The organism is Thiorhodovibrio litoralis (assembly GCF_033954455.1).
Taxonomy (GTDB): Bacteria; Pseudomonadota; Gammaproteobacteria; order Chromatiales; family Chromatiaceae; genus Thiorhodovibrio; species Thiorhodovibrio litoralis.
Window position 1 is genome coordinate 3943660 of the sequence record NZ_CP121473.1, and the last position, 19258, is coordinate 3962917.

A 19258-nucleotide genomic window follows, 5' to 3' on the forward strand; every position below is an offset into this window, starting at 1 on the left:
TCCTCCGAACAGCGATCAAAAAAATGGCTGTTCGGTTAGTGGTCCCATGCTCGTTCAGGTATTGCCATGTCCGCACCCAAACCGCCGCTGCTGTTCGCCGGCACGCCTGAATTCGCGCGACCGGCCCTCGACGCCCTGCTTGCCGCCGGCTACCCGATCGCATCGGTGTATACCCAGCCCGACCGCCCGGCTGGGCGCGGGCGCAAGCTGCAGCCAAGCCCGGTCAAGCAGGCGGCTCTCGCAGCCGGACTCAGCGTGGAGCAGCCCACCAGCTTCAAGGACCCGAGCGTGATCGCGCGACTCAGAGACAAGCAGGCCGAGTTGATGGTGGTGATTGCCTACGGGCTACTGCTGCCGCCAGCGGTCCTTGACGCGCCGACATTGGGCTGTCTGAACATCCATGCCTCGCTGCTGCCACGCTGGCGCGGCGCCGCCCCGATACAGCGTGCGATCCTTGCCGGCGACAGCCGCACCGGCGTGGAGCTCATGCAGATGGATCAGGGGCTGGACACCGGTCCAGTGTTCGCGCGGGCCGAGACCGAGATCAGCGCCTCCGATACCGGCCGCAGCCTGCACGACCGCCTCGCCGCCCTCGGTGCCGAACTGCTGATCGACACTTTGCCGGACATTCTTGCCGGACGAATCCAGCCGCAACCCCAACCGGCTGAAGGCGCCTGCTACGCGCGCAAGCTGGCTAAGGATGAGGCACTAATCGACTGGACCCAGAACGAGGTCGAGATCGGCCGGCGCATCCGTGCCTTCAATCCCTGGCCGGTGGCCCAAACCCGCCTCGGGGATGAGACCATCCGCCTGTGGGCCGCCGCGCCTGAGCCGCTGAGCACCGCGCACGCGCCGGGCGACATCCTCAGCGCCGACAAGTCCGGCATTCTGGTGGCCACGGGCAGCGGTGCCCTGCGCATCCTTGAACTGCAGCCACCCGGCAAGCGCGCGATGTCAGCGGCGGATTTTCTCAATGCCCGAAAGATTCATGGCGCACGCTTTGGCTAAAGCACCCGCCGCTGGCAAACCGAGCCGCCGCCGACCGCGCCCAACTCGTGGCCTAGGCTCGGGCGCGAATGCTGGTTCGGGCCCTGGCGCTCAAGTCCGCGCGACCGCGGCTCAGGTGCTGACACAGGTTTTGGAGCGGGGACGCTCGCTGACAGCGGCACTGGCCCCCTACAGTTCGCCCCTCCACACGTCCCCCGATAGCGCTGCACCGGCCGCGACCAATGCTTCCCCCAACAACGGCTCTGGCAGCGCCAGCGACTCCACTGGTGACTCCTTTGCTAGCCCCCGCAACAACAGCCAAGACAAAGCCGCCGGCGCACAGCTAACGGCACGCGACCTGCCGCTCCTGCAGGAGCTTTGCTTCGGCGTTCTGCGCACGCTGCCGCGCCTCGACGCCCTGATCGCGCTGCTGCTGCAGCGCCCGCTGAAGGCCCGCGATCAGGACCTGCGCTGCCTGCTGCGCGTCGGTCTCTATCAGCTCGACGCCCTCGCTATGCCCGATCATGCCGCCGTCGCGGCCACCGTCGGTGCCAGCGCGGTACTCGACAAAGCCTGGGCACGGGGGCTGTTGAACGCCACCCTGAGGCGCTTTCTGCGCGAGCGCGATGCACTATGCGAGCATGTCGCGCAGGATGAAACCGCTACCACCCTGTTTCCACCCTGGCTGCTCGCGCGCCTGCGGCGGGCCTGGCCCGATGACTGGCAGCAGGTGGTCGCGGCCAGCAATACCCGGGCGCCAATGTTCCTGCGCGTCAATCCGCTGCGCATTGAGCGCGAAGCCTATCGCGCCCAACTGACTGCCACCGGCATCGCCGCCACGGCCATCGCAGACTGCCCACACGGCCTTCAATTACACACACCTATCCCCGTCAGCCAGCTGCCCGGCTTCCGCGACGGGCTGGTGTCGGTCCAGGATGCCGGCGCCCAGCGGGCCGCGCCCCTGCTCAAGCTGCTGCCCGGTCAGCGGGTGCTGGATGCCTGTGCCGCACCTGGCAACAAAACCGCGCATCAGCAGGAGTTGTCCGACAACCGTCTTGAGCTCCTGGCATTGGATCAAGACCCATCCCGCGTGCAAAGCCTCACCGCCAACCTCGCCCGCCTGAAGCTGCGCGCCGATATCCGCCAGGCCGATGCCACGGCGCCGCGCGGCGACTGGGCCGAGCAGCGTTATGATCGCATCCTGCTCGACGCGCCCTGCTCCGTTACCGGGGTCATCCGCCGCCATCCAGACATCAAGTGGCTGCGTCGCGATGCCGATATCGCTGCGCTCGCCGACACCCAGACCCGGCTGCTCGAGGCGCTCTGGCCGTTGCTTGCCCCTCAGGGCGTCCTTCTTTACGTGACATGTTCCCTGCTGCCGGAGGAAAATGAGCAGCAGATCGCCGCCTTTCTCACGCGCCACGACGACGCCCACGAAGACCCGATCGCCGCTGACTGGGGCCTGGCACGCAGCCACGGCCGCCAACTGCTGCCACGCGAGGACGGCAGCGACGGTTTTTTCTTCGCCCGACTGGTCAAGGAATGACATTGAAGCACGCACCACAAGCCCACTTTCGGGTCTCCAGGGTCTCCCATTTCGCGCAACCGCGGCCAAGCCGCATCCTAAAGCGCGGATGGCTGGCTGCCGTGGCGCTTGCCTTTTTGACCGCTTTCAGCACACTCACTGCTGCCAGCGCTGACTTCAAGGTCATCAGCGCCAGCACCCGCCTGGAAGACGGCCACTTCTTGCTCGACACCCGCATCGATTATGAATTCAGCGACAGGGCACTTGAGGCGTTGGATAACGGCGTACCGCTAACGCTTCTGGTGCACATCCAGGTGCGGCCGGCCAAGTCCTGGGTCTGGACCCCGAGCCTGGTCGATCAGTCGTTTCGCTACCGCATCCGCTACAAGCCGCTGTCGGAATCCTATCTGGTCACGCAGTTGCCGGGCACCAACGGGCGCAGTTATGTCAGCCGCGATGCCGCGATCGATGCCCTGGGCGACATCCGCGACCTGCACTTGCTCAACCGCGACCGCCTCAAGCCCGGCACCGACTACGAGGTGCAAATTCGCGTCTCGCTGGACGTGGAGCAGCTGCCGCTGCCGCTGCGCCCGACGGCCTACCTGCATCCAGCCTGGAAGCAATCCAGCGACTGGACGCACTGGCCACTCGAGCCCTGAGCTCGGCACCCAGCCGCCGCATACTGGTCCATGAGCCGCAAACGCCCGCGCCTGATTAATCCCGGTACCATCGGTATCGGTTTGCTGCTGCTGGTGCTGTTGGTCGCGCTCGACCTGATGAGCAACGCGGTGCAGAACTCCGAGAGTCTGAGCCGAATTTTTGTCCCCCTGCTGTTTCTGGTGCTGATCGGCCTGATCGTGCTGGGCATCACGGTGGTGGTCAGCATCATCCGTCTGGTCAGCCGCTACCGCCGTCAGGCCGCCGGCTCGCGCCTGACCGGGCGCATGCTGGCGCTGTTCGCGCTGATCTCCCTGCTGCCAGCGGGCGTGGTCTATTACTACTCGCTCGGCTTTCTGTTGCGCGGCATCGATAGCTGGTTCGATGTCGAGATCGACCAGGCGATGGAAAACGCCCTGACGCTCAATCAGGCCTCACTCGACCTCAACCAGCGGGTGCTGATGCGCTACGCCTCGCAGTTGCTCGCCGGGGTGGAGGATCGCTCCACCACCGCGCTGACGCTCACCCTGGGGCAATTGCGCCGCCAGGCCGGCGCCCAGGAGCTGACCATCTTCGACAGCTCGGGCGAGGTGATGGGCACCGCCAATGACGACCCCATCCAGCTGGTGCCCGACCGCCCCGAGCGCAAGCTGATGCAGAGCGTGCGCGCTGGCGAGGACTATGTCGGCCTCGAGACCACCGCGGACAATCAACTGCAGATTCGGGTGCTGGTCAATGACCCGCGCGCGCGCCCGATGATCCTGCAGGCCATTTTCCCCACCTCGGCGCGCATCAGTGAGCTCGCCGCCCAACTCGAGGACGCCTACAACCGCTACACCGAGCTGTCCTACCTGCGCCAGTCGCTGAAATTCAGCTTCTCGCTGACGCTGTCCATGGTGTTGATTTTCGGCCTGATGGCCGCGCTGCTGGCCGCCTTTCGCACCGCGCAGCGCCTGGTAGCGCCCATCGCCGACATCGCCCGCGGCACCCGCGCGGTGGCCTCGGGCGACTACGACCAGCAACTGCCGCTGCCGACGCACGATGACGAGCTGGCCTTTCTGGTGTCCTCCTTCAATGCCATGACCAGGCGGGTGGCCCAGGCGCGCGATGAAGCCGCGCGCAGCCAGCAGGAGGTCGAAGAGCACCGCGCCTACCTCGAAACCGTGCTCGGGCGCCTGTCCTCCGGCGTGCTGGCGTTCGACCAGGAGCTGCGCCTGACCACCAGCAACCCGGCTGCGCGGGGGATTCTGCGACTCGAGCCGGCGGCTGGCGAGACGCCCTCGCTTGACGAGCTCGAAGCCCGCCACCCTTGGCTCGGCCAGTGGGCCGAGACGCTGCGGCGGCAGTTCAACGACACCGCCGACTGGCGCGCGGAGGTGACCCTGTTCGGCGGCGAGGGCCGGCAAGTGCTGATGTGCCGGGGCAGCCGGCTGCAGGTCTCAGGCACCGAAACCAGCGGCTATGTGCTGGTGTTCGATGACATCACCCAACTGATCCGTGCCCAGCGCGATGCCGCCTGGGGCGAGGTGGCGCGACGTCTGGCCCATGAGATCAAAAACCCGCTCACCCCGATTCAACTTTCCGCCGAGCGCCTGCGCCACAAGCTACTGAAAAAGCTAGAGGAGCCGGACGCGCGCGTGGTCGACCGCGCCACCAGCACCATCGTTTCGCAGGTCGAGGCGATGAAAGTGATGGTGAACGATTTCAGCAACTATGCCCGCTCACCGGAGATCCAGCACGAGCCGTTTGAGATCGACGCACTCATCCGCGACGTGATCGAGCTCTACCGCAGCGGCCCCGCGCGCATCCAGGCCGAACTTCAGGCGGGGGACGCTCGGATTCGCGGCGACTCCAAGCGGCTGCGCCAGGTCATGCACAATCTGCTCAAGAACGCGATCGAAGCGCTGGATAACCAGTCGCAACCCGAGGTGATTGTGCGCTCGAGCATTCGCCGCGAGCTCGAGAACCCCGCCGTGGTCATTGATGTCGAGGATAATGGCAGCGGCTTCGACGAAGCCCTGCTGCAAAATGCCTTCGAGCCCTACGTCACCAGCAAGGCCAAGGGCACCGGACTGGGACTGGCGATCGTGAAGAAGATCATCGAAGAGCATAGCGGTATCATTGTGGCGCAGAATACGCCGCATGGCGCGCGTATCCGCGCTCAGTTACCCTTGTGGCTGGCGCGGGAAGGACCCGCAACCGCGCATCGCAATCCGGCACCTGAATCACCCGCGGCACCGCCGCGACAGTCCGCAGAGACACCATGAGCGCGAACCACATTTTTGTCGTCGACGATGAGCCCGATATTCGCGAGACCGTCAAGGAGATTCTCGAAGACGAGGGCTTCGTCGTCATCGCCGCCGAGAATGCCGAGGCCGCCCGCCGTGCGCTGCGCGAGCGCCGCCCGGACCTGATGCTGCTCGACATCTGGATGCCCGACCTCGACGGCATCAGCCTGCTGAAAGAATGGGCCGAGGACGGCGACGGACTGCCCTGCCCCATCATCATGATGTCAGGCCATGGCACGGTGGAAACCGCCGTGGAAGCCACCCGGCTCGGCGCCTATGACTTTCTCGAAAAGCCGCTGTCCATGGCCAAGCTGCTGCTCACCGTTGAGCGCGCGCTTGAGGCCGACAAGCTGGCGCGGGAGAACATCGGGCTGCGCCGACGCACCCCCCTGGTGCATGAGCCAGCCGGCCGCTCGGCGGCGATGCAGCGCCTGCGCGAGCAGGTCAAGCGCATCGCGCAACACGACACATGGGTGCTGATCACCGGCGAACCTGGCTCCGGGCGCGAGACCTTCGCGCGTTTTTTGCATTCCCAAAGTGCGCGCAAGGAGCGCCCCTTCGTTGATCTGGGCACCTCGGCTATCACCCGCGGCAATGCCGCGCGCGAGCTCTTTGGCAGCGAGGAGAACGGACGCATTCACTACGGCAGCCTGGAACAAGCCGCCGGCGGCACCCTGCTGCTTGATGAGGTCGCCGACATGGACTTCGAAGCCCAGGGGCAGCTGCTCGGCGCACTCGACACCGGCTCCTTTTTGCGCGTCGCCGGCAGCGAGCCCGTCCCCATTGATGTACGCATCATCGCCGCCACCCAGCGCGACCTCAAGGAGGAAGTCCGCGCCGGGCATTTTCGCGAGGATTTGTTCTACCACCTCAATGTGGTGCCGCTGCACATCCCGCCGCTGCGCGAGCATTCGGAAGACATCCCCGATCTGCTCAACCACTATGTCGACTACTTTTCCGCGCATGAGAAACTCGGCTACCGCCACTTCAGCGTCGGCGCCCAGAATTATCTGCGCAACTACAGCTGGCCTGGCAATATCCGCGAACTCAAAAACCTGGTCCAGCGTGTGCTGATTCTGGGCGCGGGCGACGAGATCACCCTAAGCGAGGTCGAGACCGCGCTCGGCAGCGCCCCCCTGACACCGGCGCAACCGCTCGAGGGCAGTGTCTCCTTCGACCAGCCGCTGCGTCAGGCGCGGGAATTGTTCGAGAAGGCGTACCTCGACTACCAACTCGAAAAGCACAACGGCAATGTCAGCAAAATGGCCAAGGAGGCGGGCATGGAACGCACCCATCTTTACCGCAAGCTGCGCTCGCTCGGCATTGAGATCAAGGAGCGGCGCTGACGCGCTCGTGCTGGACAATCCCCGATGAAAATCATCATCCTTGGCGCCGGTCAGGTCGGCAGCTCGGTGGCCGCCAATCTGGTCAGCGAGGCCAACGACATCACCGTGGTCGACATGGACCCGATCCGCCTGCGCGAGCTGCAGGACCGCTTCGACCTACGCACACTGGAGGGCCACGGCGCCCATCCTGACGTACTCGTGCGCGCCGGCGCCGAGGACGCCGACATGATCATCGCGGTCACCAACAGCGACGAGACCAACATGGTCGCCTGTCAGGTCGCCTATACCCTGTTTCATACCCCAACCAAGATCGCGCGGGTGCGCGCACCAAGCTTTCTCGACCAGGACAAGCTGTTCGACGGCAGCGCCTTCCCGATCGACGTACGCATCAGCCCCGAGCAGTTGGTCACCGACTATGTGATCCGCCTGATCGAGCACCCGGGCGCCCTGCAGGTGACCGACTTCGCCGAAGGTAAAGTCCGGCTGGTGGCCGTGCGGGCCTACTACGGCGGCCCGCTGGTCGGCCACGAGTTAAGCACCCTGCGCGAGCACATGCCGCATATCGAAACCCGGGTCGCGGCCATTTACCGTCAGGACAGGGCGATACACCCGGGGGGAGATACGGTCATCGAGGCCGATGACGAGGTGTTTTTCATCGCCGCGCCCAAGCACATCCGCTCGGTGATGAGCGAGCTGCGGCGACTGGAAAAGCCATACAAACGGCTGATTTTCGCCGGCGGCGGCAACATCGGCACCCGGCTTGCGCGGTCACTCGAAAACCATTACCGGATCAAAATCATCGAGCGCGACCTGTCGCGCTGCCGCCAAATCGCCGAAACCCTCGAGCGGACTATCGTGCTCCATGGCGACGCCGCCGATGAGGAATTACTGCTTGAGGAGAACGTCGCCGACACCGACGTCTTCTGTGCATTAACCAACGACGACGAGGCGAATATCCTCTCGGCCATGCTCGCCAAACGTCTCGGCGCACGCCGGGTCATGGCACTGATCAACCGCCCGGCCTATGTCGACCTGGTGCAGAGTGGCCCCATTGATGTCGCCATCTCTCCCCAACAGGCCACTATCGGCAGCCTGCTGCGCCATGTGCGCCGCGGCGACGTGGTGATGGTCCATTCCCTGCGCCGTGGCGTGGCCGAGGGCATCGAAGCTATCGCCCACGGCGACGCTAACTCGAGCAAGGTGGTCGGTCGCCCGATCGAAGACATCCGCCTGCCCAAGGGCACCAACATCGGCGCCATCGTGCGCGGCAACCAGGTGCTCATCGCCCACCACGACCTGGTCATCGAATCCGACGACCATGTAATCCTGTTCATCCAGGACCGCCAGCGCGTGCCCGAGGTCGAAAAGCTCTTCCAGGTCGGCGTGACCTTCTTCTGATGCCGCGCCCCTGAACAAACCAGAGGGTGACAGCTCTGTTCGCACCATCTCCCGCAGGTCCCTCAGTCAGGTATTCATTTCGACCCCTTGAGATCGGCACTGTCCGCTGACTGCGGCGAGGGGGGTTGCTATCGGGTAGAATGACACAATTTTTTCACGTCTTCTGCCACCAGCCGGCCTGATTTCGAATCAGGATGGCCGATTAGCAATCCCAATCAGGATTTCCGATCAGGATGTCCGATCATAATAGCGGGCGGGCTAATGGCGTTCTTCAAACCTCCCGGTCGATCACGAGTTTTTCCATGCAGACAGCCGACCAGCCCAGGCGCGAGCAACTCGCGCAGCGTTTCCGTAAGGTGCGCGCATTCTCCGAACAACTGTGCGAGCCCCTTGCCCTTGAGGACTACGGACTGCAAACCGCGGTCGAGGCCAGTCCACCCAAGTGGCATATCGCGCATGTGTCCTGGTTCTTCGAGAACTTTTTGCTGCGCCCGCTGCTGCCTGGCTACAAGGTATTTCATCCGCGCTTCGATCACCTGTTCAACTCTTACTACGAGCAGACCGACAGCGGCTTCTGGCCGCGCGCCAAACGCGGACTGCTGTCGCGACCAACGGTCGCCGAAGTCTATGATTACCGCAGACATGTCGATGCCGGCATGCAGCGACTGATCGCGGACTGTGACGCGCAGCACTGGCCGCTCGCGCTCGAACGCATTCACATCGGCCTGAACCACGAGCAGCAGCATCAGGAGCTTCTGCTGACGGACATCAAGCACCATCTGGCCTTTAACCCGCTGCGTCCAGCGTACCGCGCCGATCTCGACACCAGCGCGCCAGAGCAGCCCGTCCCCCTGACCTTCACCACCATCGAGGGCGGCATGACCGAGATCGGTGCCAGCGGCGAAGGTTTCTCCTACGACAACGAGCACCCGCGTCATCCGACCTGGCTCGCGCCCTATCGTTTGGCCGACCGCCTCATCACCAATGGCGAGTATCTGGAGTTCATCGAGGACGGCGCTTACACCAACTCTGCCATCTGGCTCTCAGACGCCTGGGGCATCATCAAGCAGCATGGCTGGCAGGCGCCGCTGTATTGGGAGAAGATCGACGGCGCCTGGCACGAAATGACCCTGGCCGGGCTGATTCCGCTGCGCCAGGCGCTGCCGGTTTGCCATCTGAGCTACTACGAGGCCGAGGCCTACGCACGCTGGGCCGGCAAGCGCCTGCCGAGCGAGGCCGAATGGGAGCATGCCGCGGCTAAGCGGCCAATCACCGGTGAGTTTGTGGACTCCGGCCGCCTGCATCCGCGCGCCGCTGACGCGGGCGAACTCAGCCAGCTTTATGGCGACTGCTGGGAATGGACCGGCTCCGCCTATCTGGCCTACCCCGGCTACCGCCCGGCTGCCGGCGCCATCGGCGAGTACAACGGCAAGTTTATGTGCAATCAGATGGTTCTGCGCGGCGGCTCCTGCGCCAGCTCAAGCGATCATCTGCGCCCGAGCTATCGCAATTTCTTCTACCCGCACGAGCGCTGGCAGTTCAGCGGTCTGCGCCTGGCCGACGGCATCACCGATGGCACAGCTGGGAACACAAATGGAGGGCTGGCATGAAGGTCAGTTTTTTCGATGACCATCCCAAGCCCGCCGATATTCGCGCCGAGGTTCTGACCGGGCTGGCGCTGCCGGAAAAAAAGATTCCGCCCAAGTTCTTTTACGACGAACCGGGCTCGCGGCTGTTCGACGCCATCTGCGAGCTGCCTGAGTATTATCCGACCCGCACCGAAATCAGCATTCTGCGCCAGTATGGCGCCGAGATGGCCGAGTTGCTGGGCCATGAGGTGGTGCTGATTGAACTCGGCAGCGGCAGCAGCCTGAAAATCCGCACCCTGCTCGAAGCGCTGCGCCCGCGCGTCTACATCCCGGTCGACATCTCGCGCGAGCATCTGCTGCGCTCGGCCGAGAACCTGGCCGCTGCCTTCCCGGAGATTGAGGTGCGCGCCGCCTGCGCCGACTATTCGCGCCCCTTCCGGCTGCCCCTGTGTGAAGAAGACCAGCCGCGCGCGGCTTTCTTCCCCGGTTCGTCGGTCGGCAACTTCGAGCCCGCCGATGCCGAGGCCTTTCTGCGCCGGGTCGGCGACATCCTCGGCCCCGGTGGCCATTTGCTGATCGGTGTCGATCTGCGCAAGTCCGAAGACATTCTGCACGCCGCCTACAACGACGCCGCGGGCGTCACCGCCGACTTCAACCTGAACCTGCTCACACGCATCAACCGCGAGCTTGACGGAACCTTCGACCCGGCGGCTTTTCACCACAGTGCCTTCTTCAATCCGCACGACAGCCGGATTGAAATGCACTTGGTCAGCAACGCCCCGCAGGACGTCGAAGTCGCCGGCGAAACCTTCCACCTCACCGAAGGCGAGAGCATCCACACCGAATGCTCCTACAAATACAGCATCGCGGACTTCCACGCGCTGGCGAGCCGCGCCGGTTTTGAGCCAGTGCGCGTCTGGACTGACGATAGTCAGCTCTTCAGCGTCCATGGGCTGCGCCGTCGGGCGGACATCTGACGGAAACTCCGCCCAGACCTCACTCAAATGCAATACCGGGATCTCAGAGACTTCATCGCGCAGCTCGAAACGCGCGGCGAGCTGAAACGCATCCACTTTCCAGTGGACCCTTATCTGGAAGTGACGGAAATCTGCGACCGCACCCTGCGCGCCGGCGGGCCAGCCCTTTTGTTTGAGCGGCCCAAGGGCTCCGACATTCCGCTGCTTGGCAATCTGTTCGGCACGCCCAAGCGGGTCGCGCTCGGCATGGGAGAAGAGTCCACCGAGGCCTTGCGCGAGATCGGCAAGCTGCTGGCATTTCTGAAAGAGCCCGATCCGCCCAAGGGCATGAAGGACGCACTCAGCACTCTGCCGGTGTTCAAAAAGGTGCTGGACATGGCGCCGAAAGTGCGCAAACAGCCTGCCTGTCAGGAGGTAGTGCATGAAGGCGCGGCAGTCGATCTCGGGCGCTTCCCGATCCAGCACTGCTGGCCGGGGGATGCCGCCCCGCTGATCACCTGGGGGCTGGTGGTCACCCGTGGGCCGCACAAGTCGCGGCAGAATCTGGGCATCTACCGCATGCAGGTGCTGGGCCCCAATCGGGTCATCATGCGCTGGCTGGCCCACCGCGGCGGAGCGCTCGACTATCGCGACTGGCAGCAGGCGCATCCGGGCGAGCCTTTCCCCATTTCGGTGGCATTAGGTGCCGATCCGGCGACCATCCTGGGCGCTGTCACCCCGGTGCCGGACAGCCTATCGGAATATGCCTTCGCTGGCCTGCTGCGCGGCAGCCGCACCGAGGTCGCCGACTGCCTGGGCTCGGACCTGCAAGTGCCGGCCAGCGCCGAGATCGTGCTGGAAGGCCATTTGCACCCGGATGACATGGCCGACGAGGGTCCCTACGGCGACCACACCGGCTATTACAACGAGGTCGACCGCTTTCCGGTCTTCACCATTGAGCGCGTCACCCACCGCCACGCCCCCATCTATCACAGCACTTACACCGGCCGTCCGCCCGACGAGCCGGCGATTCTCGGCGTAGCACTCAACGAAGTCTTCATCCCGCTGCTGCAGAAACAATTTCCGGAGATCCTCGACTTCTACCTGCCGCCCGAGGGCTGCTCCTATCGACTCGCGGTGGTGAGCATGAACAAGCAATACCCGGGGCACGCCAAGCGGGTGATGATGGGCGTGTGGTCATTCCTGCGCCAGTTTATGTACACCAAGTTCGTCATCGTGGTGGACGACGACATCAACGCACGCGACTGGAAAGATGTCATCTGGGCCATGACAACACGCATGGACCCGGCGCGCGATACCTTGCTGATCGAAAACACGCCGATCGATTACCTGGATTTTGCCTCACCCGTGTCGGGGCTGGGCTCAAAGATAGGCCTGGACGCAACCAACAAATGGCCCGGGGAGACCAACCGCGAATGGGGTCAACCGATCCGGATGGACCCGGCAGTGCATGCGCGCGTGGACCAGATCTGGGACCAACTCGGTATCGACCTGCCTACGCGCTGAGATCGCCAAACCGCTGCGGTGGGAGAGCAGGTCGCCCCCCTCTAGGGAGCGAGACGCTGCAACGTCCAGCCGGTGTCATCCTCGGCCCGGCGATAGCGAAAGCGGTCATGCAGGCGGTTATCACGCCCCTGCCAGAATTCGATGCACTCCGGCACCACCCGGTAACCTCCCCAGAAATCCGGCAGCGGGATCTGGCCGTCGGCGAAGCGTTCCTTGATCTGCGATACTTTGGCCTCGAGCAGCGCCCGTGAGCGAATCACCTGGCTCTGCGGCGAGGCCCAGGCGCCGATCTTGCTGCCGCGAGCGCGGGTGGCGAAATACTTGAGCGACTCGGCGGTCGAAATGCGCTCGGCGCGACCGTTGACTTGCACTTGGCGGGCGAAGGCCACCCAGGGAAATAGCAGCGCCACACTGGGATGACGCTCGATCTGGAGCGCCTTGTCGCTGCCGTAATTGGTAAAGAAGACAAAGCCTTGCCGATCGTAGAGCTTGAGCAGGACACTGCGCACCCAAGGCTGCCCATTGTGATCAACCGTGGCTAGCGTCATCGCATTGGGCTCGGGAATCTCGGTCGCGCAAGCAAAGGCATACCAACGCTCGAATTGGGCGATGGGGTCCGAGTCAAGATCTGCGCGCCGCAACCCCTCACGCATAAAGTCGGCGCGCCATTGCCCTGGCACGCGGTCGGCCGGGCGGTCGCCAGACGGGTCCAAGGCGGCGTCTGTCATACAATCAACATCCGTGCAATCAACATCCGTGCGGGCGCTTTCGCCAAGAAGCTGCTGCGTCCAGGGTAAAGCCCGTCATTTCGCAACGCGCGAGGCCAGGAGTGCGTCGATCTCCTGCTCGGCGGCCGCCCAGTCATCGGTCTCATGGCCTGCCTCGAATCCGCGGTTCTGCGCGCGATAGTAGGCGGCATCTTGAATCATCTTGTAGCGCTCTTCCGCCGTGACGCCACCGGTTACCTTGGTGGCGCGGGTCGACCCGCGCGCGCTGGTCGCCGTTGTCTTGCGGGGCGCGGTCTTGCTTGTCCTTGCTGCGGTACCCCCGGCGCCCTTGGCCGCGGTGGCAGTCGATGCCTTGCTCGCTGTCGTCTTACTTGCTGTTGTCTTGCTGGGGCTGGCCTTGCCAGTCTGGCTGGTGGCAGCGGCGCTTGCGGACGTCTTGGTCGCCGTGGTCTTGCTCGCGGGCGTGGCGCGTTTCTTGGGCGTGGTTTTCTTTGCCGTTGAACTCGCGCCGGTCGCTGCCGTGCTTCCGATGGGCCGCGCTGCCGCGGTCGATGTCTTGCTGCTAGCGGGTTGCTTTTCTTCAGCCATGATCGTTCTCACTGTTCAGATGGTAGGTAATCGAAAAACGGGATTTCAGACTGAGAATATCCAAGGTTGATCGTGGGCGCTCGCCCGTTTGTTTGTAAGGATACACGAGCAACACGGCGATCCGAAGACCTGACACGCAAAAAATTGATCCTTCTTGTCAGGTATTATTCGGCGCAATCGAGCCAACGGACCAGGTAGTAGAGTTTCTGCCCTTCTGAGGAAGCAGAGGGCCCATAGACAATGGCAGCCTGCCAGCCACGGCACTCCTGAGCTCGTAAGCATGCCTCTTGTTCCGTCGGGGTTGCCTCGACGCAACCGGCCGGAAAACGCGCTCGTGACTTGCGCGTTGCCTTGACCAGCGCCGGCTGCTCGGCCAGGGCGCGGGACTCGGGATCGATGATGATTTGTGCCATGGCAATATCGAGCCGCGAATGAGCGCGGGCCCCTCTGTTAAACTTAGATTCCAGCCCCACCAACGAGGGTTTTAGGGTTGTGATCGCTCTCGCCAAACGTCATTCAAAGGACTGCCAAGTGGACTTCAATATCCTGCGCGTCGCCGCTGTCTTTCTGATCTTCGCGGCCATGTTTGCAACGCCCATCATCGCGCTGCAGCCCTGAGCGCCGCGGCTGCTCCCCGGTCGATGCCGGCTGGCAAGCTCGGCCCTCTGCCCTTATCAACCGGCATTTTTCAACAGGGACAGACGCAATGATCGCCCACCACGCACTGGTTCTCAATCTCCATCAGCCGACTGGGAATCTCGAGCATCTGCTCGACGAGCAAGCCTGGGAGGCGAAGGAGATCCTGTTCGCGCTCGACCGCATGCCGCGCAGCCTGTGGGGCTGGGAGGATCATGCCCGGGTGCACCTGTCGCTTTCCGGCACGCTGCTCGAGACCCTGTCCAACCCGGACTTCCAAAGCCGCGTCTATGGCATCGTCGACTGCGGCAAGTTGCTCTGGCATCTGCAGAATCAAAAGTTGTTCGAGATCCTCGGCACCGGCTACTACCACCCGGTGCTGCCGCTGATTCCGGCGGCGGATCGCGCCGAGCACGTGCAGCGCTGGCACGGCATTGCCCGGCATCTGCTCTGGCGTCAGGATTTCGGCGGTTTCTGGCCGCCGGAAATGAGCTTCTCGCAGGAGCTGATTCCGCTGTTGCGCCGCTTCGGTTATCGCTATGTGATGATCGACAGCGAAAATATCGAGCCCGTCGGCGAGATGAGCTGGCAGGAGTTGCGCTACCGCCCCCACATCGCCCGCCATGGCGAGGACGAGATCATCGTTGTGGTGCGCGACCGCGAGCTGTCCGACGCCCAGGAATCCGGCATGGATCTCGACTGGTTCCTGCGCGAGGTCGCCGAGCGCACCAAGTGGTGCGACTTCCCGCCGCTGGTGGTCACCGCGAGCGATGGCGAAAACGGCGGCTGGTTCCGCAATGTCACCGAGGGGGCCAACTTCTGGAGCGCCTTTTATCTGCCGCTGCTTGAGCAGGCGCGCACCGATCAGGCCCAGGTGCGACCGATCTTCATCGAGGAGTATCTCGATGCGCATGGCGCCCATGGCGAGGTGCGCATCCGCACCGCCGCCTGGAACACCGGCTGGCACAATGGGCTGGGCTTTACCCAATGGACCGGCTCGCAGGCGCAAAGGCGCACCTACTCCGCCTATCAGGACATGAGCGGCCATCTGCATGCCACCCGCAAGCGCCTGGCTGCCCAATCGCACGCACAAGCGGATATCGACGCGGCACTGGAGACCGCGACCTGGCGGCTGCTGCGCGCGGAAACCAGCTGCAACACCTACTGGGGTGAGGCTTGGGTCGAGCGCGCGGAAGCCGACCTCATGGCCGCGCGCGCGGCACTCAAGGAGGCTGAAAGCGCCGCCGCTCAGCTCCGCGCCGCTTCAGCTGCGCAAGAGCCATCAACGTGGAATTCTGACTCCCAAGCGCCCGCGCCCTTGGCTTCCAATTCGCCAGATCCTGATCCGGCCGATTCAGATCACCCGAACTCGGATTCCGAAAGTTCCCTTTCAGCTCATTCACCGGAGACATCCCCATGACCGCACTCCCAGAAACCATCGACGGCCTGCCCAACATCTGCGGCGCCGAGGATCAGATCGCCGCCGCCATGAAGGCCGGCCAGCAACGCAAGCTCGCGCAATCCCCCGGCGGGGTGGACTTCGGGCGCATCCGCGCCGCCGCCGCCATCGCCCTACATCAGCACCAGCCGCTGATCCCGGCCGGCGGTGGCGACCTGCAAACCGCTGCCATCATTAGCAACCTCAAGCACATGATGGACAACCAGGGCATTGGCGATAACCACAACGCCCCGGTGTTCGTCTGGTGCTACAAGCGCATGGGCGAGTTCATCCCGCAACTGATCGGCGAGGGCAAGTCCCCGCGTGTGATGCTCGAGTACTCCGGCACCCTGCTCCACGGCCTGCGCGCCATGGGCGAGGATCACGCTATCGACGCGCTGAAAACCATCACCATGAATCCGGACTTCAACTGGGCAGTGGAATGGCTCGGCATGCCCTGGGGCCACGCGGTCGCGCCCTCCACCCCGGTGCAGGACTACCGGCTGCATGTAAAAGCTTTTCAACACCACTTCGCCGCAATGTTCGGGCTCGAGGCGCTGGAACGGGTGCGCGGCTTCTCCCCCTCGGAAATGGCCCTACCCAACCACCCTGACGTGGCTTATGAGTTCGTCAAGACCCTGCGCGACTGCGGCTATCAATGGGTACTGGTGCAGGAGCACTCAGTCGAGCAGACCGAAAACGGCTGGCATCCGCAGCGCCCACATCTGCCACATCGACTCGTCTGCACCAACTCCAAAGGCGAGACCGCCAGCATCATCGCGCTGATAAAAACCCAAGGCTCGGACACCAAGCTAGTCGCCCAGATGCAGCCCTGGTACGAGGCCCAGAGCCTGGAGCGCTGGGACCTTGCCGGCAAGTCCGTCCCGCCGCTGGTAACGCAGATCGCCGATGGCGAAAACGGCGGCGTGATGATGAACGAATTCCCCGACAAGTTCTTCGAGGCGGTGCGCGGTGCCTCCGGCAGCGATGTCCCCTTGATGAACGGCAGCGAATACATCGAGCAACTCTTCGCCATGGGCATCAAGGAAAGCGACTTCACAGAAATCCGCCCGGTGCAGCAGGGCAAAATCTGGAGCCAGATGCAGCCCGGCGACGGCCCCGAGAAGCTCGAGAAGGTGATTGAAACCCTGAAGAACGAAGACCACCAGTTCCACATGGACGGCGGCAGCTGGACCAATGATCTTTCCTGGGTGAAAGGCTACGACAACGTGCTCGGCCCCATGGAAGAAGCCAGCTCCGCCTTCAATGAGAAGGTGCTCAAGTCCGGTGCCTCAACCAGCGACCCGCACTATCGCAACGCGCTCTACCACCTGATGGCATCACAGACCAGCTGCTACCGCTACTGGGGCCAGGGTGAGTGGACCGACTATGGACGCGAGATCTGCCGCCGCGCCATGGCGATCATTGAGCACGACTTTGCCTAATCGGCCTTGACCAATCTCATCTGCCGCCGCGTTGCGGCAGATGCGGCGATCCGCAACACCGGCTGTATTTGGTCACCGTCCATCGACACCATCGGCCGCAGCGCCATTCATCCGAAGCGATCCTTAAAGAAGCCCCCATGAGGGTGCAGTTTCTTTACTGCGACCAGGATCAATTCGACGGAAAGCCGCTGAAGACTGCCAGAGGCAGTAGCATAGAATCGAAGAGTATTCGAAAACCCATCGAGCAAGGCACCCAATGGCAAAACCCAATTATGCATTCGAGAAGCGCCAGCGCGATCTGGCAAAGAAAGCCAAGCAAGAGGCAAAGCGCCAGCGCAAGTCGGGCACGTCAGAAAACCCGGAAACTACGGACAGCCCTGAACCGGGTGCTCCACCATCGGCAACGGATGATGGGGCAAGCGATGCAAAGACCGATTCTTGAACACCCAATCTGATTCTCGTCTGCAATGCCGACAGCCTTCTGCTTCCCGAGTCAACGCTCACGAAAGCGCAACATCTTCGTAAAAACCGGCGATGGCAAGCTCAATCAGGGCGCAGGTTGGAAGGCACGGAGGATATCCTTCTCTCGTGCGCCGTTGCCAGTTGGCGATACAGGGCATCCAACTCGGCGATCCGCGCATCCAGGGCTTGAACAGCACCTGAGTTGTCGATCAGGTCATCTGCGCCTTCCAGGCGACGCTGGCGGTCGACCTGGCTGTCCAGCACGCCACGGATGGTGGCATCATCCAGGTTGTCGCGCGTGCGTACTCGTTCAATCTGCTGGCGCTCTGGCAGGTCCACCACCAAGACGCGATCAACCAACGCCTGCTGGCTGGTTTCAAAGAGCAGCGGAATGACCAACAGACTGTAGACGCTGGCGGCCTGGTCGCAGCGCGCTAGCATCTCGGTACGGATCATTGGGTGCAGAATGGATTCGAGCTTTTTTCTGGCGCCTGGATCATGAAACACCCGCTCGCGCATCCATGCGCGGTCGAGCGCTCCCGCTAGATTGCTGGCTTTGGGGCCAAAGGCGCTGACGATGGCGGGCATGGCGGCACCATCAGCCGCAGTCAAAGCATGGGAAATGGCATCGGCATCGATTACCGCAATGCCGCGGTGCGCGAAGCAGTTCGCCACGGTGGACTTGCCGCTGCCGATTCCGCCGGTCAGCGCGACGCGCAGCCGCCGCATTCAGGCGAGGCCGCTCCAGCGCAGATAGGCGTTGGTGATATCAGCCCCCCACAGCAGGCTGACCCAACCGGCGATGGCCAGATAGGGGCCGAAGGGCATGGGTGCACGTTGCTGGTGTCGCCCGAAGGCAATCAGCGCGATGCCGACGACGGCACCCGGCACGGCAGATAGCAAGATGATCTGCGGCAGCGCCTGCCAGCCCATCCAGGCACCGAAAACAGCCAGCAGTTTGAAGTCCCCACGCCCCATACCTTCGCGCCCGGTCAGCACCCGGAACAGCTGAAACACCAACCACAAGCTGAGATAACCCGCGATGGCGCCGATGATGGCTGTTTCGGCATCGACGAAGACGCCGAACAGACTCAGCAACAGTCCAAGCCATAACAACGGCAGAGTGATGGCGTCCGGCAGCAATTGGGTGTCGAAGTCGATGATCGCGAGCGCGATCATGGCCCAAGTAAACAACAACGCTGCTGCGGCCTGCGGGGTGAAGCCGAAATACCATACGACCACTAAGCTAAGCGCAGCGGTCAGCATTTCGATCAGCGGATAACGCAGCGCGATTTGCGCGTGACAGGCCGAGCAACGCCCGCGCAGCAGCAAATAACTGATCACCGGGATATTTTCCCACGGGCGAATGCGATGTCCGCAGGCTGGACAGTGCGAGGCCGGGCGCGCGAGGCCGAAGGGTTCGGATTCAGCCGACGGTGGGTCCAGGGATGGCGGCGAGGCCTCGCCGGCAGTGGCCACTTGCAAGTCGGCACAATCGCGCTGCCACTCGAACTCCATCATGCGCGGCAGGCGCAGAATGACGACATTGAGAAAGCTGCCGATCAGCAATCCGAACAGGACGGTGGTGCTGTAGAACAACCAAGGTGTTTCGGCAAAAACGGAAATGAGAGCGGTCATCGGCAAATCCAACACGCGGCTTGCTCTGCGACAAGGTTCCCGGATGAACC

The 19258-nt window shown here is 63.4% G+C and carries 18 protein-coding genes; 13 read left to right on the forward strand and 5 right to left on the reverse strand.

Going from position 1 to position 19258, the window contains the following annotated elements:
- Positions 1–66: 66 nt before the first annotated feature.
- The 9 genes from fmt (at position 67) to ubiD (ending at position 12273) form a co-directional block, all read left to right on the forward strand.
- Positions 67–1008: a methionyl-tRNA formyltransferase gene (gene fmt, locus Thiosp_RS17830; RefSeq protein ID WP_201067763.1), complete on the forward strand. Its 942-nt coding sequence runs from the start codon at positions 67–69 to the stop codon at positions 1006–1008.
- Positions 1009–1123: 115 nt separating this feature from the next.
- Positions 1124–2533, forward strand: a complete 1410-nt coding sequence (gene rsmB, locus Thiosp_RS17835) for a 16S rRNA (cytosine(967)-C(5))-methyltransferase RsmB (protein WP_323696585.1) — start codon at positions 1124–1126, stop codon at positions 2531–2533.
- Entirely contained in the window at positions 2530–3171 is a 642-nt protein-coding gene (locus tag Thiosp_RS17840) for a DUF4390 domain-containing protein (protein ID WP_201067764.1), read from the forward strand. Before rsmB ends, Thiosp_RS17840 begins: the two co-directional genes overlap by 4 nt.
- Positions 3172–3201: 30 nt before the next feature.
- Positions 3202–5436, forward strand: a complete 2235-nt coding sequence (locus Thiosp_RS17845; protein WP_323696586.1) for a sensor histidine kinase — start codon at positions 3202–3204, stop codon at positions 5434–5436.
- Positions 5433–6803: a sigma-54-dependent transcriptional regulator gene (locus tag Thiosp_RS17850; protein WP_201067766.1), complete on the forward strand. Its 1371-nt coding sequence runs from the start codon at positions 5433–5435 to the stop codon at positions 6801–6803. Before Thiosp_RS17845 ends, Thiosp_RS17850 begins: the two co-directional genes overlap by 4 nt.
- A gap of 24 nt (positions 6804–6827) precedes the next feature.
- A complete protein-coding gene (gene trkA / locus Thiosp_RS17855) occupies positions 6828–8201 on the forward strand; it encodes a Trk system potassium transporter TrkA (protein ID WP_201067767.1) in 1374 nt (457 codons plus the stop codon).
- A gap of 302 nt (positions 8202–8503) precedes the next feature.
- Positions 8504–9811 carry an ergothioneine biosynthesis protein EgtB gene (gene egtB / locus Thiosp_RS17860; protein ID WP_201067768.1) on the forward strand — a complete coding sequence of 436 codons (1308 nt, stop codon included), beginning with the start codon at positions 8504–8506 and terminating at the stop codon, positions 9809–9811.
- Positions 9808–10767: an L-histidine N(alpha)-methyltransferase gene (gene egtD, locus Thiosp_RS17865; RefSeq protein WP_201067769.1), complete on the forward strand. Its 960-nt coding sequence runs from the start codon at positions 9808–9810 to the stop codon at positions 10765–10767. The genes egtB and egtD overlap by 4 nt, the downstream gene beginning before the upstream one ends.
- Before the next feature lie 27 nt (positions 10768–10794).
- Positions 10795–12273: a 4-hydroxy-3-polyprenylbenzoate decarboxylase gene (gene ubiD, locus Thiosp_RS17870; RefSeq protein WP_201067770.1), complete on the forward strand. Its 1479-nt coding sequence runs from the start codon at positions 10795–10797 to the stop codon at positions 12271–12273.
- A 41-nt stretch (positions 12274–12314) separates the two neighbouring features.
- Here ubiD and pdxH read toward each other — a convergent pair whose 3' ends face one another.
- The 3 genes from pdxH to Thiosp_RS17885 all read right to left on the reverse strand — a co-directional run bounded on the left by pdxH (position 12315) and on the right by Thiosp_RS17885 (position 14002).
- Positions 12315–13001: a pyridoxamine 5'-phosphate oxidase gene (pdxH, locus tag Thiosp_RS17875; protein ID WP_201067771.1), complete on the reverse strand. Its 687-nt coding sequence runs from the start codon at positions 12999–13001 to the stop codon at positions 12315–12317.
- A 75-nt stretch (positions 13002–13076) separates the two neighbouring features.
- Positions 13077–13589: a DUF2934 domain-containing protein gene (locus tag Thiosp_RS17880; RefSeq protein ID WP_201067772.1), complete on the reverse strand. Its 513-nt coding sequence runs from the start codon at positions 13587–13589 to the stop codon at positions 13077–13079.
- A 164-nt stretch (positions 13590–13753) separates the two neighbouring features.
- Positions 13754–14002, reverse strand: coding sequence for a hypothetical protein (locus Thiosp_RS17885; RefSeq protein WP_201067773.1), 249 nt, complete (start codon positions 14000–14002; stop codon positions 13754–13756).
- Between the two features lie 79 nt (positions 14003–14081).
- Here Thiosp_RS17885 and Thiosp_RS17890 point away from each other — a divergent pair, with 79 nt between their 5' ends.
- The 4 genes from Thiosp_RS17890 to Thiosp_RS17905 all read left to right on the forward strand — a co-directional run bounded on the left by Thiosp_RS17890 (position 14082) and on the right by Thiosp_RS17905 (position 17550).
- Positions 14082–14207 (forward strand): hypothetical protein, encoded by a 126-nt coding sequence (locus Thiosp_RS17890; RefSeq protein ID WP_274607944.1) that lies wholly within the window; start codon positions 14082–14084, stop codon positions 14205–14207.
- Positions 14208–14295: 88 nt separating this feature from the next.
- Positions 14296–15645: a polysaccharide deacetylase family protein gene (locus Thiosp_RS17895; protein ID WP_201067774.1), complete on the forward strand. Its 1350-nt coding sequence runs from the start codon at positions 14296–14298 to the stop codon at positions 15643–15645.
- On the forward strand, positions 15642–17108 hold the full coding sequence (locus Thiosp_RS17900) for a glycosyl hydrolase family 57 (RefSeq protein WP_201067775.1): 1467 nt from the start codon (positions 15642–15644) through the stop codon (positions 17106–17108). The genes Thiosp_RS17895 and Thiosp_RS17900 overlap by 4 nt, the downstream gene beginning before the upstream one ends.
- 256 nt (positions 17109–17364) lie before the next feature.
- Positions 17365–17550 carry a hypothetical protein gene (locus tag Thiosp_RS17905; RefSeq protein ID WP_201067776.1) on the forward strand — a complete coding sequence of 62 codons (186 nt, stop codon included), beginning with the start codon at positions 17365–17367 and terminating at the stop codon, positions 17548–17550.
- A gap of 101 nt (positions 17551–17651) precedes the next feature.
- On the opposite strand, the gene coaE is transcribed toward Thiosp_RS17905, so the two are convergent.
- Positions 17652–18299 carry a dephospho-CoA kinase gene (coaE, locus tag Thiosp_RS17910; protein WP_201067777.1) on the reverse strand — a complete coding sequence of 216 codons (648 nt, stop codon included), beginning with the start codon at positions 18297–18299 and terminating at the stop codon, positions 17652–17654.
- Positions 18300–19208 (reverse strand): prepilin peptidase, encoded by a 909-nt coding sequence (locus Thiosp_RS17915; RefSeq protein ID WP_201067778.1) that lies wholly within the window; start codon positions 19206–19208, stop codon positions 18300–18302. It abuts the gene before it with no gap.
- Between the last annotated feature and the right edge of the window lie 50 nt (positions 19209–19258).